Here is a 13,129-nt window from a genome sequence, read left to right as displayed (position 1 = left end):
CTGATGATCGCGCGCAGCGCGGTGAGCACGCGCGCGATCATCAGTTCGAGCTGCAGGCGAGGCGCCGTCGCACCGCCCATCTCGTCGAGCGTCGCGCTGACGATGTCTGCGGTGCGCGACAGCCGCTCCGAGCCGAACGCCTGCGCCTGCACCGACATGCGCTCGAGCTCGTCCGTCGGTGTTCCGCGCAGCACGGCTGCCGCGCCCGCGCCGGTCGCCGCGATGATGATGAGATCTCGCAGACGCTCGAGCAGGTCGTCGACGAAGCGCCGCGGATCCTGCCCCGTCTGCACGACGCGGTCGACCGCGGAGAACGCCGCTCCTGCGTCGTCGGATGCGAACGCCTCCACGACGCCGTCGAGCAGCTCGCCGTGCGTGTAGCCGAGCAGCGCGACCGCGCGCTCGTACCCGACGGACGACTCGTCCGAACCGGCGATCAGCTGGTCGAGGATCGAGAGCGTGTCGCGCGGCGACCCACCACCTGCACGGACCACGAGCGGCAGCACGCCAGGCTCGACGGCGATGCCCTCCTGAGCGCACAGGCTCTCGACGTACTCGAGCATGGCCGCCGGCGGAACGAGGCGGAACGGGTAGTGGTGCGTGCGGGACCGGATCGTGCCGATCACCTTGTCCGGCTCCGTCGTGGCGAAGATGAACTTCACATGCTCCGGCGGCTCCTCGACGAGCTTCAGCAGCGCGTTGAAGCCCTGCGGCGTCACCATGTGCGCCTCGTCGAGGATGAAGATCTTGTAGCGGTCGCGGCTCGGTGCGAACACGGCGCGCTCACGCAGATCGCGCGCATCGTCGACACCGTTGTGGCTGGCCGCGTCGATCTCGATGACGTCGAGCGATCCGCCGCCTGCGCGAGAGAGTTCGACGCAGCTGTCGCAGGTGCCGCACGGGGTGTCCGTCGGACCTTCTGCACAGTTCAGGCAGCGTGCCAGGATGCGCGCGGACGTCGTCTTACCGCACCCGCGCGGGCCGGAGAACAGGTAGGCATGCCCGATGCGGTCGCCTCTCAGCGCCGTCATCAGCGGGTCGGTCACCTGGGCCTGCCCGATCATCTCCCCGAAGGTCTCTGGTCGGTAGCGGCGATAAAGGGCGGTTGTCACTCCCCCAGCCTACGGCGTACCACCGACACCGACACGGCGGAGGCACCGCGGCGGAACAATCTCCGTCCGCCAGGGGTTGGGCTGAGCATGACCGACACCAGCACCGCCCCCGCCCGCCTCGGAATCGACGTCTGGCTCGACGTCGCGTGCCCGTGGTGCGCGCTCGGCGAGCGCCGTCTCCGCTCGGTGATCTCGGACCTGCCGTTCACGGGCGAGGTCGACGTGCGCTTCCACTCGTACCAGCTCGACCCGAATGCGCCGGAACGCGCGACGATGTCGCAGGCGGAGTACCTCGCAGGCCGCGGCCTCGACCCCGAACGCCTTGAGGCGAGCCACCGCCATCTCAGCGACGCGGGCGAGCAGGTCGGCTTCCGCTTCGACCACGCAGCCACCGTGCCGTCGAACACGTTCACGGCGCACCGGATGATCCAAGCGGCCACCGCTCACGGAGTCCAGGCCGCCGTCGTCGACGCGCTGCTCGTGGGGTACTTCCAGAACGGCGTCGACGTGGGCGATGCCGCCGCACTGAGGGAGGTCGTCGTCTCCGCCGGCCTCGACCCTGTGACGGCCGACGAGGTGCTCGCCGACCCCGCCGCCTACGCCGACGATGTGCGAGGCGACATCGCCCAGGCGTCCTCTCTGGGCATCCAGGGCGTTCCGTTCTACGTGCTCGACGGCCGCTACGGCATCTCAGGCGCCCAGCCCGCCGAAGTGTTCGAACAGGCCCTCACCCAGGTGTACGACGAGCTCAATCCGAAACCGGCCCAGCCGCTGAACCTCGTCGGCGAGCAGGGCACCGCCTGCGGCCCCGACGGCTGCGAGGCCTAGTCACCGCTCTACCGACCAGAACGCCCGACGACCGGGATCGAGCTCGTCATCGGGTGCACGACGTCTCCGTGACTGGTGGGGAGGGTGGGGCGCAGCGCGGTGCCGTCCTCGCGCTGCAGTCCGGAGAAGCGCTTCACCGTGGGCCGGCCGCTTCGCACCGGTCCCTGGTCTGCGAGCGCGACGGTGAGCGGCCCATCCGTGCCGACGACGAAATCCTCGCCCCGCACGCTCAGCTCGACGGGCTCTCCCGATTCGAGCACGATCGTGATCTGCTCGCGCGTGATCGTCACCCGGATCTGCGAGCCCCACCATGCCAGCGGGAACGACAGCTCAGGCCAGTCGGCAGGCAGGCGCGGATCGAACGACAGCCCGCCGCCGTGGTCGCGCATTCCGCCGAATCCGTTCACGAGCGCCGTCCACACGCCGCCGGCAGATGCGACGTGCACGCCGTCCGACGCATTGCTGTGCAGGTCGGCGAGGTCGACGAACAGTGCGTGCTCGAAGTACTCCTTGGCGAGGTCCTGATAGCCGACCTCCGCCGCGAGGATCGACTGCACGACCGCCGACAGCGTCGAATCTCCCGTGGTCAGCGGGTCGTAGTAGTCGAAGTCGGCGAGCTTCTCCTCGGCCGAGAAGTGATTGCCCTGCAGGAAGAGGGCCAGCACGACATCCGCCTGCTTGAGCACCTGGAAGCGGTAGATGACCAGCGGGTGGAAATGCAGCAGCAGCGGGCGATGCTCCGGTGACATGTTCTCGAGATCCCACACCTCACGGTCCAGGAAGAGCGAGTCCTGGGGGTGGATGCCGAAGCGCTCATCGAACGGGATGGCCAGCGCATCGGCTGCACGCTCCCACGCCTCGGGCTCCGCCGGGTCGAGCCCGACCCGCTGCACCAGCCCGCGGTACGCCTCTGGCACCAGCTCCGCCATTTCGCGCACGACGCGGGCGGCCGCACGCAGGTTGAAGCGCGCCATCACGTTCGTGAACAGATTGTCGTTGACGACCGTGGTGTACTCGTCCGGCCCTGTGACGCCGTGGATGTGGAACTCCTCGATGCCCTCGTGCGACCGCCAGAATCCGAGGGTCGCCCATAGCCGCGCCGTCTCGACGAGCACGTCACCGCCCTCTCGGGCGAGGAAGTCGGTGTCGCCCGTCGCACGCACGTACTTCGCGATCGCGAAGCTGACATCGGCGTTGATGTGGTACTGCGCGGTGCCCGCCGCGTAGTAGGCGGATGCCTCTTCGCCGTTGATCGTTCGCCATGGGAACAGCGCACCGGCCTCGTTGAGCTGCGCGGCGCGCTTGCGACCTGCCGGCAGCATCTGCGAGCGCATCCGGAGCGCGTTGCGCGCCCACAGCGGCGTCGTGTACGTCAGGAACGGCAGCACATAGATCTCCGTGTCCCAGAAGTAATGTCCGCCGTAGCCCGATCCGGTCAGTCCCTTCGCCGGCACCCCCGCGCCGTCGGAGCGCGCCGATGCCTGCGCCATCTGGAACAGGCACCAGCGCGTCGCCTGCTGCAGTTCGTCCTGGCCGGCGATGCGCACGTCGGACCGGTCCCAGAACCGGTCCATGAACTCCCGCTGTCTCGTGACGTTCTGCTCAGCGCCGTCCGCCATCGCACGGTCGACCGTGCGTCGGCAGCGATCGACCAGCTCCCGAGTCGGCACGCCGCGCGAGGTGTGGTACGCCGTGTACTTGGTGACGGTGACCGGCACCCCCGCCTTGGCGTCGACCCTGTGCACGCACTTGGCGATGTCGGGCTCGACGAGACCGCGCAGCTCGAATGCGTTCTCGGTGTCGATCTCGTGATCGGTGACGACGCCGAGGGTCATCTTCGAGTTCGTCACCCGATACGACAGCGCCGAGCGAGCGCCGTCCATCCAGTACTCCTGCGGCTGCAGCACGCGCTGGGTGAAGCCCTCTGCCTTGCGCGGATCGAACGCCGGTTCGGCCGCGCCCGGCACGGGAGCATGGCCGCCGTACACGCCCTCGCCGTCCTGGCGATTCACGACCTGACTGCTGATCGTCACCGGCGCATCGGCGTTGAGCACTGTGACGGTCATCCGCTGCTGCACCAGGTGCTTCTCCTCGAACGAGACCAGTCGCTCGCTCTCGAGCAGCACGTCCTTGCCCGAGGGCGTCATCCACCTGATCCGCCTGCGGAAGACGCCGTCACGGAAATCGAGACTCCGCTCGTACTCGCGCACGTCGGCGAGGTCGAGCGCGAGCGGCTCATCGTCGACGTAGACGCGCATCACCTTCGCGTCCGGCACGTTCACGATCGTCTGACCGGTCTCGGCGAAGCCGTACGCCTGCTCCGCGTGCCGGATCTGCCAGGTCTCGTGGAACGCGTTGATGAATGTTCCGTGCTCGGCGCCGTGCCGTCCCTCCGGGTGGTTGCCGCGCAGACCGATGTATCCGTTGCCTGCGGCGAACACCGTCTCGGTGACTCCGGTGTCCTCGGTGGAGAAGCGGGTCTCGACGAGTCGCCACGGGTCGATGGGGAAGCGGTCGCGGTCGATCATGAGGTGTGCTCCTGCGAATGGGATCTCGTGCGCGGTTGGCTGCTCTGTGGGCAGGTTAGTGGGTCTCGGCCCGGATGTCTCCCGCGACCGGATGAGGTCGTGATCAGCCGCCGTGCGCGGGCGGCGCGACATGCCCGTCGGTTCAGAAGGCGGGGCCGGATGCCGCCGACACGGCGGCGGCACCGTTCAGGAACTCGGCGAGGTCGCCGACCACCACGTGGGCTCCCGCCGCGGTGAGCGCATCGCGCCCTGCGCCGCGGTCGACTCCGACGACGAGGCCGAATCCTCCCGCTGCCGCCGATTCGACCCCGGAGAGCGCATCCTCGACCGCAACCGAACCCGCAGGATCGACCCCGGTCATCCTGGCCGCGACCAGGAACACGTCGGGCGCTGGCTTCGACGGCAGGTGCTCGCGCTCGGCGACGACTCCGTCCATCACGACGGGAAATCGCCCCCGGATCCCGGCCGCCGCGAGCACGGACTCCGCGTTCTTCGAGCTCGACACCACGGCGACGGGCACTCCTGCGGCCTCGAGCACATCGAGCAGCGCCATCGTGCCCTGGTAGGGCTCGATTCCCTCATCGGCCAGGATGCGGGAGAACACCACGTTCTTGCGATTGCCGACGCCGCAGACGGTGTCGGCGGTCGGCGGATCGGCGGGTTCGCCGAATGGCAGCGAGACGCTCCGACTGGCGAGCAGCGATGCGACGCCGTCGTAGCGCTTCTTGCCGTCGAGGTGGCTGAAGTAGTCGTCCTCCGTGTAGGCGGGGACGATGCCGCGGTCGGCGAAGAACTCGTCGAACATCGCGCGCCAGGCGTGCCTGTGCACTTCGGCGGTCGGCGTGATCACCCCGTCGAGGTCGAACAGAACGGCGTCGTATGCGGTGAGGTCTGGAAGGTGTGCGCTCACACCTTCCACGCTAGTGGAGCCGGAGCGCAGGAAGAACCGGTGCGCCGTCGATGATCAGCTGTTCATGAGTTCGTTCGACGTTGGTGATCTCGCGATCATCTTCCAGCGGTGGGAGCCGAGCTGAAAGCGGACGAATGCAAAATGGCTAGTTGACTTATCGACTACGGTGCGCTCTCATGGAGACATGGTCCTCGCGCGCATCATCCTCGGCTTCCTCGCCATCACCCCGATGACGGGATACGACCTGATGCGCGCATTCCGGTCGTCGGCGAACCACTTCTGGTCCGCCGACAAAGCGCAGGTGTATCGCACGCTGTCCGCGCTCGTCGACGAGGGCCGCGCGCGCACCGAGCGCGTGGCCGGCACGAACGCGCCGGACCGGATCGTGCACCACATCACCGACGACGGGCGCGCGGCGCTGCGCGAGTGGCTGACATCCGGCCCCGACCGCCACGCAGAGCGCGATGCCTTTCTCGCCCGAGTCTTCTTCTCCGACACGATCGAGACGGCGCCGCTGCGCGACGTGATCGAAACGAGGCGGCGCGAGGCGCTCGACGAGCTGGATGCACTGGAGCGCACGCGCGAGACCACCGCGCACCCCGACCCGTCGACCGAGCGCGGTGCGTGGCTGCGTTCGATGACCCTCGACCACGGCATCCGGGCCACTCTGACGCACATCGACTGGCTCGACGACATCCTCACGAGCCTCCCCGACGATCAGGAGCAATGATGACTCGCACCGCTGTATTCCTGCACGGCGGCACGGCCGGCGGCTGGGCATGGCAGCCGCAGATCGAGGCCTTCGGCGATCGCCCGACGCTTGCACCCGACCTGCCGGGATATCTGTCCCGCGCAGATGAGCGCTGGACGAGCTTCGACCTCGCCGCCGACCGGATCGCCGCGCTCATCGCCGAGAAGGCAGACGGGCCCGTCGATGTGATCGGACTGTCGCTGGGCGCCATCACCGCGCTGCACCTGGCGTCCCGACATCCGGATCTGGTCGCCTCGGCATTCGTGACCGGCACCAGCGTTCTTCCATACCCGTCTGCGCAGCGCGCCGGAAACCGCGTCGCGCTCGCGCTGTGGAACCGACGGTTCTACTGGACGGGCATGGCACGCGTGCTCGGCCTGCGCGGTGACGACGCAGAGAGCTTCGTCGCCATGGCGCCCCCGGTGTCGCGCAGCAGCATCAGAGACCAGCTGCGCGAGGTGCATCCTGGCGGCGTCACGCGGCTCGAGAGCGTCACGGCCCCGGTGCTCGCCGTCGTGGGCGAGCGGGAGTCTGCGTACTTCCATCGGTCGCTCTCGGCGATCGGCGCTGCGATCCCACACGCCGAGCTCGGCGTCGCACCCGGCATGCATCACGGCTGGAGCGGTGAGGATGACGCGCTGTTCAACCGCATCCTGCGGGTCTGGCTCGACGAGGGCAGGAAGAGCGACGAGCTCCTTCCTCCGACAAGCGCCTCCCCGAGCGCGGCTCAGCTCGGCGAGGCGCGGCCGAGGCGCCAGTAGCCGGAGAAGGTCACCTGCTGCCTGGGTACGCCCCGCTCGCGCACGAGGTGGCGACGAGCTCCGGTGGCGAGCGCCTGCTCGCCGACGCAGAACGCGTAGGGAACGCCGTCGGGGAACTCCAGCTCGCGCAGCGCGGCGAGCGCCGCCGTACCAGGCGCGTCGTCGACCGCGCGCTCGAGCCAGTGCACCGTGACGCCGTCCGGCGCGTCGACGTCCTGACGGTCCCGAGCGTCGAAGAGCTCGATGATCGCGTGCCCGCGCGCGTCGCGCGGCATGTCGCGCAGCACCCCTGCTGCCGCCGGCAGCGCGCTCTCGTCTGCGACGATGAGCGACCAGTCGGCGTCCAGGCCTTTCCAACCGCATCCCTGATCGACGAACGCCACCCGCTCACCCGACTCGACGTTCGCGGCCCACGGGCCGGCGACGCCGTCTTCGCCGTGCGAGACGAAGTCGATGTCGAGCTCCCGCTCAGCCGGGCGGAAGGCGCGCACGGTGTAGTTCCGGATGACGGGGCGCGTGCCCTTCGGCAGCGCGAGGTACTTCAGGTAACCGCCGATCGTGAACGTGGCAGGCATCCGCTCGAGCGCGCCGTCACCGCGCACCGGCAGCGCCAGCCGGAACCACTGGTCGAAGCCGCGGTATCGGTAGCGCTCGAGATCCGCACCGGAGATGGTGATCCTGACCATGTTCGGCGTCACGCGCTGCGAACGCACGACCTCGGCCAGCACGAGCCCTGACGGCGCGTGCGTGACGGTGATGTTGCTCATCCTGGCTCCTTCCGACGCCTGTTGCCTAAGGCTAGCCTCACCTAAGCAAATAGCCAAGCGCCGGATGGATGATCACGACATCAGCGGTGCCATGCGCGGTCGACGGCATCGGCGAGCCAGTCGGCCAGGACGTCGTCATCCGGATCGGTCAGCGCCGCGAACGGCACGTCGACGCCGCTGCGCAGCTGCAGCCGGTGCGCCCCGCGCTGCAGTGCGACGTCGAGCGCCTCTCCCCCGCCGACGGGGAAGAACACCTCATCGCCGGTGACGCCGGCCGCCATATGCCCGTTCACCATGAACGCCAGCGACCCCATCATCCGCTTCTCCTCCGCGTCCGACATGGTCCGGATCACCGCCCGCACCCGGTCCGCCAGCTCCGCGTTGTATGCCATGCCCACAGCGTAGGCCCCGCCCCGCTGCCGAGATGCGCCGCTCTCGCCGAGATGCGCCGCTCTCGCCGAGATGCGCCGATCGCGGCGCCAGGTTGTCGCAACTGTGCGCATCTCGCGGGCCGACTCGTCGATCATGAACCGGCGAGCAGCCCGCGATGAAGCGCTCGGAGCACAGCCTGGGTGCGATCACGGGCGCCGAGCTTGGCGATCGCATTGGAGACGTGGTTCTTCACCGTGCCCTCCGCCAGGTGCAGCATCTCGGCGATCTCGCGGTTGTTGAAGCCTCCGGCGACCAGCCGCAGCACATCGGCCTCGCGGCCGGTGAGCGCGACATCGATCGCCTGCGCGTCCGCGGCAGGCGCCGATTCCCGCACGAGGCGATCGGTGAGCGCGGGCTGCAGCACCGTCCCGCCGTTCGCCACGGTTCCGATGGCGTCGACGAGCTGATCGAGCGTGACGTCCTTGAGCAGGTAGCCGCGCGCACCGGCCCGCATCGCTGTGAGCACCAGCTCGGCGTCATCGAAGGTCGTCAGCACGAGTGCGGGCACGTCGCTGCCGCGCTCGCGGAGCGCCTCGAGCACCTCGATGCCGCCCATGCCCGGCATGCGCAGGTCGAGCAGTGCGACATCCGGATCGAGCGCCTCGATCGCGTCGAGCGCCTCGGCGCCGTCGCTCGCCTCGCCGATGACGTCCACCGCGTCGCTGAGCTCGAGCAGGCCGCGGATGCCCTGGCGCACGAGATTCTGGTCGTCGACGACCACGACTCGCAGACGACGACTCATTCGACCGGTACCTCCACCGTCACTCGGAACCCGCCCTGGTCGCCGCGGGAGAACTGCGCCTGGCCGCCCAGCGCCTCGGCGCGCTCCCGCATCCCGGTCAGTCCGTTCCCCGGTTCGAAAGCACGCGGCCCCCATCCGTCGTCCCATGCGCGGAACACGACGAGACCGGCCTCGGAGTCGGCCGCGACCCGGATGGTGACGTGCTGGGCGGACTCCGCGTGGCGGATCACGTTCGTGATGGTCTCCTGCGCCGCCCTCACCAGCAGGGTCGTGCGATCCGGATCGAGCGCGAGCGCGCTGTCGACGTCGAGGCGCACATCCGGCTGCGTGACTCCGGCGGTCGCGGCGCCGAGCGCGCCCTCGAGGGAGCCCTCGCCTTCGCGCAGGCGCGACACCGTCTCCCGGATGTCGGCCAGGAGGTCCTTCGCGATGCCGCGTGCCCTGTGCACATGCTCCGACGCGGGAGGCTGGGCGTGATGCGTCGCGATCTCCAGTTCGAGCGCGAGCGCCGCCAGCTGGTGCCCCGCAACATCGTGCAGGTCGCGCGAGATGCGAAGGCGCTCCTCCGCGCGGACGGACTGGTTCAGCAGCGCCCCCGTCGCCGCCAGCTCCACGTGCGCCTCGGCAAGGCGTCGCTGGGAGCGCTCCTGCGCCATCCACACCAGAACGGTGGCGACGCTGACGACCTGGATGGCGAGATAGAACACTGCCGCAGTCGCCTGTTCTGCGAATCCGGCTGCCGCAGATGCGACGAACACGGTGACCGAATTGAGAGCGACCACGACCGCTGTTCCCCAGCGGGGCAGCACGTAGCAGCTGAGCGCGGCGCCGAAGACGAGCACAACGGCCACGAAGCCGAGACCTTCGCGCAGAAGCAGCACGCTCGCCGTGGCGAGCGCGAACTGCGCGATGAACCATCCTCGTCGCCATGTGAGCGACGGGTGCTCAGAGACCAGCATGCTGATGACGAAGGCGATCAGAAAGGCCGCGTACACGACGGGCCACAGCCAGACGGGCCCGTGTGCGATGTCGGCGCCCTGCGCCTGCAGCACCACGACGGGCACGCCGATCGCCATCCCCAGCGCAGCGACGAGGATGACCACCAGCAGGCGGGGATCGGCGAGTCGCACGCTCCCAGTGTAGGGACGCGACTTCGGCTGCACCCGTGCCGGAAGTCACGGGTGCAGAACGTGACCTGCGGCACCTGCGCCCGCTCTCGCCGGAACCGTAGCGTCTGAGCATGCACAACAACGAAGTCATCTCAGTTCGCGGACTCGTGCGGGAGTACCGACGGACCCGCGCCCTGGACGGCGTGGATCTGACCGTCCGCGCTGGGGAGACGGTCGGCATCCTCGGTCGCAATGGGGCGGGCAAGACGACGCTCGTGGAGACCGTCGCCGGACTGCGTCGCCCGAGCAGCGGCTCCGTGAGCGTGTTCGGGCTGGATCCGTGGCGCGACCGGGCCCGGGTGCGCAGCGTGCTCGGCGTGCAGCTGCAGGACGCCCGCCTGCACGGCGATCTCACCGTGGCGGAGAACATCCGACTGCACCGCTCGTTCCACCGCGACGGCGAGCAGCCTCGGCTCCTGATCGAGCGACTGGGGCTGGCGGACGTCGCCGGGACACGCACCGATCGGCTCTCCGGCGGGCAGCAGCAGCGGCTGTCCGTCGCCGTCGCCCTCGTCGGCCGGCCGCGCATCGTCATCCTCGACGAGCTCACCACCGGGCTCGACCCGGAGGGCAGACGGCAGATCTGGCACCTGTTGGAGGATCTGCGCGGCGACGGAGTCACCATCGTGCTCGTCAGCCACGCCATGGACGAGATCGAACGGCTCTGCGATCGCGTCGTGATGCTCGACCGCGGAGCCGTGCTCACCACGGGCACCCCGCAGGAGCTGCGCGACCGCAGCCGCACTCACAGTCTCGAGGAAGCGTTCCTGTCGCTGCGCGAAACCGCCGAAACCGCACACGCGATGAAGGAGTCGTCATGAGCATCGTCCAGGCCGGCCTGCCACCGGTTGCGCGCCCGAGCGCCGCTGCGTGGGGGGAGCTGATCCGCGCGGAGATGCGAAGCGTCATCCGCGACACCGCAGGGCTTCTGATCCCGATCGGCATGCCGTCGCTGCTGCTGGTGACCCAGGGGGCGGCCGCCTCGCAGGAGATCCTGCCTGACACAGGCGGACGCAGCGTCTACGAGATCTTCGTGCTGCCGCTGATGCTCGTCATGGTGGTCGCGCTCGTCGGGGTGGTCAACATGCCGTCCTTCCTCGCGACGTACCGCACCTCCGGGCTGCTGAAGCGGCTGGCCACCACTCCGGCGCATCCGGCCATGCTGCTGTGCGCGCAGCTCGTCGTGTCGCTCGCGCAGACGGTCGTCGGCGTCGGCATCGCGCTGGGGCTGTCTGCCGCCCTGTTCGGCATCGTCGGTCCAGCGCACGTGTGGATGACGGTCGGAGTGTTCGCGCTGGTCTGCGTCGCGATGTACGCGATCGGCATGCTCGTCGCGGCCGTCTCGCCCACGCCCAACGCGTCCGTCGCGATCGGCCTCGTCACGTTCTTCGCCATCGGTGCACTCGGCGGGATGCTCGGCGGCGCTCAGAACCTTCCAGGTCCGATCGCCGAGATCGGCCGCTGGCTCCCCTACGGCGCGGGAACGCACGCGCTCCAGCTCGCGTGGATCGGCGACCCTGTGCCGTGGCAGCCGCTCGTCGCACTCGCGGCGGCAACGGTGCTCGGAGGTGCGTTCGCGGTGAAGTTCTTCCGCTGGACGCGCTGAGCGGCAGCGCCCGTCGCGCTACCGTGATGACGTGGCATCGCTGAACCCCGACCTCATGGCGCTGCGACGGGTGCGCGATCGGATCGACCGCGACTACGCCCAGCCGCTCGACGTCGATGCGCTCGCACGCGATGCGCACATGTCTGCCGGTCACCTCAGCCGCGAGTTCAAGCGGGCGTACGGGGAGTCGCCGTACGCCTATCTGATGACCCGCCGAATCGAGCGCGCGATGGCGCTGCTGCGCACCGGTGAGACCAGCGTGACCGATGCGTGCTTCGCCGTGGGAAGCTCGTCGCTCGGCACGTTCAGCACTCGGTTCCGTGAACTGGTCGGCATGTCGCCCAGCGATTTCAGACGACGCGCAGCGACCGACCCCGTTCACCTGCCCACCTGCGTCGTCAAGCGCGCCGCACGACCGGTCAGGAATCGAGAAGCGCCTCCGCTGCTGCCGGAATAGTGTCGCTGGCATGACACAGATCACCATTCACACCGTCTCCCTGCCGCACGTCGATCCGGATGCGTCTCTCGAGTTCTGGCGCGATGCGCTCGGCTTCGAGGTGCGCAGCGACGTCGGCCATGGCACCATGCGCTGGATCACCGTCGGGCCGGTCGGCCGCCCCGACACCTGCGTGCTGCTCTCGCCGACGGATGCCGACCCCGGCATGACAGAGGAGGAGCAACGCATCATCACCGACATGATGGCGAAGGGCACCTACGGCTGGATCATGCTCGCCAGCGACGACGTCGACGCGGAGTTCGCACGGATCCAGGAGCACGACGTCGACGTCATCCAGGAGCCGACCGACCAGCCGTACGGAGTGCGCGACTGCGCATTCCGCGACCCTGCAGGCAACACGGTTCGCCTCAGGCAGGCTTAGCCGGGCCGCAGGCACCGACAGCACGAACACAAGGAGGAGAAGAGAGATGACGGACACCAAGAGCGGTTTCAGCGACGACGAACGCGCCGCGATGAAGCAGCGTGCAGACGAGCTGCGCGCGACGAAGGGGCTGAAGGGCGCGGCGAAGCTGGCCCGCGAACTCGAGGCGTGCGTGAAGGCGATCGATGCGCTCGGAGGCGAGGAGAAGACGATCGCCGCTCGGCTGCACACGATCGTCAGCGAAGAGGCCCCGGATCTGGACCCGAAGACCTTCTACGGCTTCCCCGCCTACGCCAAGGACGGCAAGGTGCTGGTGTTCTACCAGCCGGCTTCGAAGTTCGACACCCGCTACGGCACGGTGTCATTCGACGACCCGGCGAACCTCGACGACGGCGAGATGTGGCCGGTGTCCTTCGCTGTGATCGAGATGACAGCGAAGGCGGAGAAGCGGATCCGCGAGCTGGTGCGCAGGGCAGTGAGCTGAGCGCACGACGAAGCCCTGTCTCCCGCGTCAGGGACGGGGAGACAGGGCTTCGGATCTCGGCGGAGGATGGGGGATTCGAACCCCCGAGGGCTTGCACCCAACACGCTTTCCAAGCGTGCGCCATAGGCCACTAGGCGAATCCTCCTCGGCCCGCGAACAGG

Annotated in this window: 15 protein-coding genes and 1 tRNA gene; 8 read left to right on the top strand and 8 right to left on the bottom strand. The window is 69.0% G+C overall.

Going from position 1 to position 13,129, the window contains the following annotated elements; genetic code table 11:
• Positions 1-1,112, bottom strand: a 1,112-nt coding sequence (locus CIK77_RS11235; RefSeq protein ID WP_114347255.1) for a DNA polymerase III subunit gamma and tau, incomplete at its 3' end; no start/stop codon positions are given.
• Between the two features lie 87 nt (positions 1,113-1,199).
• On the opposite strand from CIK77_RS11235, the gene CIK77_RS11230 reads away from it, so the two are divergent.
• The gene (locus CIK77_RS11230; RefSeq protein ID WP_087053955.1) at positions 1,200-1,940 is read left to right on the top strand and encodes a DsbA family oxidoreductase; all 741 of its coding nucleotides are present in this window, start codon (positions 1,200-1,202) and stop codon (positions 1,938-1,940) included.
• A gap of 8 nt (positions 1,941-1,948) precedes the next feature.
• Here CIK77_RS11230 and CIK77_RS11225 read toward each other — a convergent pair whose 3' ends face one another.
• Positions 1,949-4,468, bottom strand: a complete 2,520-nt coding sequence (locus CIK77_RS11225) for a glycoside hydrolase family 65 protein (RefSeq protein WP_087053956.1) — start codon at positions 4,466-4,468, stop codon at positions 1,949-1,951.
• 142 nt (positions 4,469-4,610) lie between these two features.
• Complete coding sequence (locus tag CIK77_RS11220; RefSeq protein WP_087053957.1) at positions 4,611-5,378, bottom strand: HAD family hydrolase; 768 nt, start codon at positions 5,376-5,378, stop codon at positions 4,611-4,613.
• Positions 5,379-5,562: 184 nt separating this feature from the next.
• Between CIK77_RS11220 and CIK77_RS11215 the strand changes: the two genes are divergently transcribed.
• Positions 5,563-6,108, top strand: coding sequence for a PadR family transcriptional regulator (locus CIK77_RS11215; RefSeq protein ID WP_087053958.1), 546 nt, complete (start codon positions 5,563-5,565; stop codon positions 6,106-6,108).
• Positions 6,108-6,890: an alpha/beta fold hydrolase gene (locus CIK77_RS11210; RefSeq protein WP_170934042.1), complete on the top strand. Its 783-nt coding sequence runs from the start codon at positions 6,108-6,110 to the stop codon at positions 6,888-6,890. Before CIK77_RS11215 ends, CIK77_RS11210 begins: the two co-directional genes overlap by 1 nt.
• Here CIK77_RS11210 and CIK77_RS11205 read toward each other — a convergent pair.
• The 4 genes from CIK77_RS11205 to CIK77_RS11190 all read right to left on the bottom strand — a co-directional run bounded on the left by CIK77_RS11205 (position 6,857) and on the right by CIK77_RS11190 (position 9,961).
• Positions 6,857-7,657 (bottom strand): siderophore-interacting protein, encoded by an 801-nt coding sequence (locus CIK77_RS11205; RefSeq protein WP_087053960.1) that lies wholly within the window; start codon positions 7,655-7,657, stop codon positions 6,857-6,859. The genes CIK77_RS11210 and CIK77_RS11205 overlap by 34 nt on opposite strands.
• Positions 7,658-7,737: 80 nt before the next feature.
• Positions 7,738-8,049, bottom strand: a complete 312-nt coding sequence (locus CIK77_RS11200; RefSeq protein WP_170934043.1) for a TfoX/Sxy family protein — start codon at positions 8,047-8,049, stop codon at positions 7,738-7,740.
• Between the two features lie 131 nt (positions 8,050-8,180).
• Positions 8,181-8,831: a response regulator gene (locus CIK77_RS11195; protein WP_087053962.1), complete on the bottom strand. Its 651-nt coding sequence runs from the start codon at positions 8,829-8,831 to the stop codon at positions 8,181-8,183.
• A complete protein-coding gene (locus tag CIK77_RS11190) occupies positions 8,828-9,961 on the bottom strand; it encodes a sensor histidine kinase (protein ID WP_087053963.1) in 1,134 nt (377 codons plus the stop codon). Before CIK77_RS11190 ends, CIK77_RS11195 begins: the two co-directional genes overlap by 4 nt.
• Before the next feature lie 110 nt (positions 9,962-10,071).
• On the opposite strand from CIK77_RS11190, the gene CIK77_RS11185 reads away from it, so the two are divergent.
• The 5 genes from CIK77_RS11185 to CIK77_RS11165 are packed head-to-tail and all read left to right on the top strand — an operon-like array spanning position 10,072 to position 12,968.
• Positions 10,072-10,821, top strand: a complete 750-nt coding sequence (locus tag CIK77_RS11185) for an ABC transporter ATP-binding protein (RefSeq protein WP_087053964.1) — start codon at positions 10,072-10,074, stop codon at positions 10,819-10,821.
• A complete protein-coding gene (locus CIK77_RS11180) occupies positions 10,818-11,606 on the top strand; it encodes an ABC transporter permease (RefSeq protein WP_087053965.1) in 789 nt (262 codons plus the stop codon). The genes CIK77_RS11185 and CIK77_RS11180 overlap by 4 nt, the downstream gene beginning before the upstream one ends.
• A gap of 55 nt (positions 11,607-11,661) precedes the next feature.
• Positions 11,662-12,063, top strand: a complete 402-nt coding sequence (locus CIK77_RS11175) for a helix-turn-helix transcriptional regulator (RefSeq protein WP_087054030.1) — start codon at positions 11,662-11,664, stop codon at positions 12,061-12,063.
• 10 nt (positions 12,064-12,073) lie between these two features.
• A complete protein-coding gene (locus tag CIK77_RS11170; protein WP_087053966.1) occupies positions 12,074-12,484 on the top strand; it encodes a VOC family protein in 411 nt (136 codons plus the stop codon).
• 46 nt (positions 12,485-12,530) lie between these two features.
• Positions 12,531-12,968 (top strand): hypothetical protein, encoded by a 438-nt coding sequence (locus CIK77_RS11165; RefSeq protein ID WP_087053967.1) that lies wholly within the window; start codon positions 12,531-12,533, stop codon positions 12,966-12,968.
• A 60-nt stretch (positions 12,969-13,028) separates the two neighbouring features.
• On the opposite strand, the gene CIK77_RS11160 is transcribed toward CIK77_RS11165, so the two are convergent.
• Positions 13,029-13,113 (bottom strand) — tRNA-Ser (locus tag CIK77_RS11160).
• Positions 13,114-13,129: the final 16 nt, after the last annotated feature.

Source organism: Microbacterium sp. JB110 (assembly GCF_003335195.1).
In the GTDB taxonomy this organism is placed as follows: domain Bacteria; phylum Actinomycetota; class Actinomycetes; order Actinomycetales; family Microbacteriaceae; genus Microbacterium.
Note: the sequence above shows the minus strand (reverse complement) of the source record. Positions and strands in the feature narration are given on the sequence as shown.

Bases quoted from the DNA above. Each gene is read 5' to 3' on its own strand.
- CIK77_RS11225 (WP_087053956.1), bottom strand. From the start codon at position 4,468: ATGATCGACCGCGACCGCTTCCCCATCGACCCGTGGCGACTCGTCGAG.
- CIK77_RS11165 (WP_087053967.1), top strand. From the start codon at position 12,531: ATGACGGACACCAAGAGCGGTTTCAGCGACGACGAACGCGCCGCGATG.
- CIK77_RS11170 (WP_087053966.1), top strand. From the start codon at position 12,074: ATGACACAGATCACCATTCACACCGTCTCCCTGCCGCACGTCGATCCG.
- CIK77_RS11175 (WP_087054030.1), top strand. From the start codon at position 11,662: ATGGCGCTGCGACGGGTGCGCGATCGGATCGACCGCGACTACGCCCAG.
- CIK77_RS11185 (WP_087053964.1), top strand. From the start codon at position 10,072: ATGCACAACAACGAAGTCATCTCAGTTCGCGGACTCGTGCGGGAGTAC.
- CIK77_RS11215 (WP_087053958.1), top strand. From the start codon at position 5,563: ATGGTCCTCGCGCGCATCATCCTCGGCTTCCTCGCCATCACCCCGATG.
- CIK77_RS11230 (WP_087053955.1), top strand. From the start codon at position 1,200: ATGACCGACACCAGCACCGCCCCCGCCCGCCTCGGAATCGACGTCTGG.
- CIK77_RS11210 (WP_170934042.1), top strand. From the start codon at position 6,108: ATGACTCGCACCGCTGTATTCCTGCACGGCGGCACGGCCGGCGGCTGG.
- CIK77_RS11195 (WP_087053962.1), bottom strand. From the start codon at position 8,831: ATGAGTCGTCGTCTGCGAGTCGTGGTCGTCGACGACCAGAATCTCGTG.
- CIK77_RS11200 (WP_170934043.1), bottom strand. From the start codon at position 8,049: ATGGCATACAACGCGGAGCTGGCGGACCGGGTGCGGGCGGTGATCCGG.
- CIK77_RS11180 (WP_087053965.1), top strand. From the start codon at position 10,818: ATGAGCATCGTCCAGGCCGGCCTGCCACCGGTTGCGCGCCCGAGCGCC.
- CIK77_RS11205 (WP_087053960.1), bottom strand. From the start codon at position 7,657: ATGAGCAACATCACCGTCACGCACGCGCCGTCAGGGCTCGTGCTGGCC.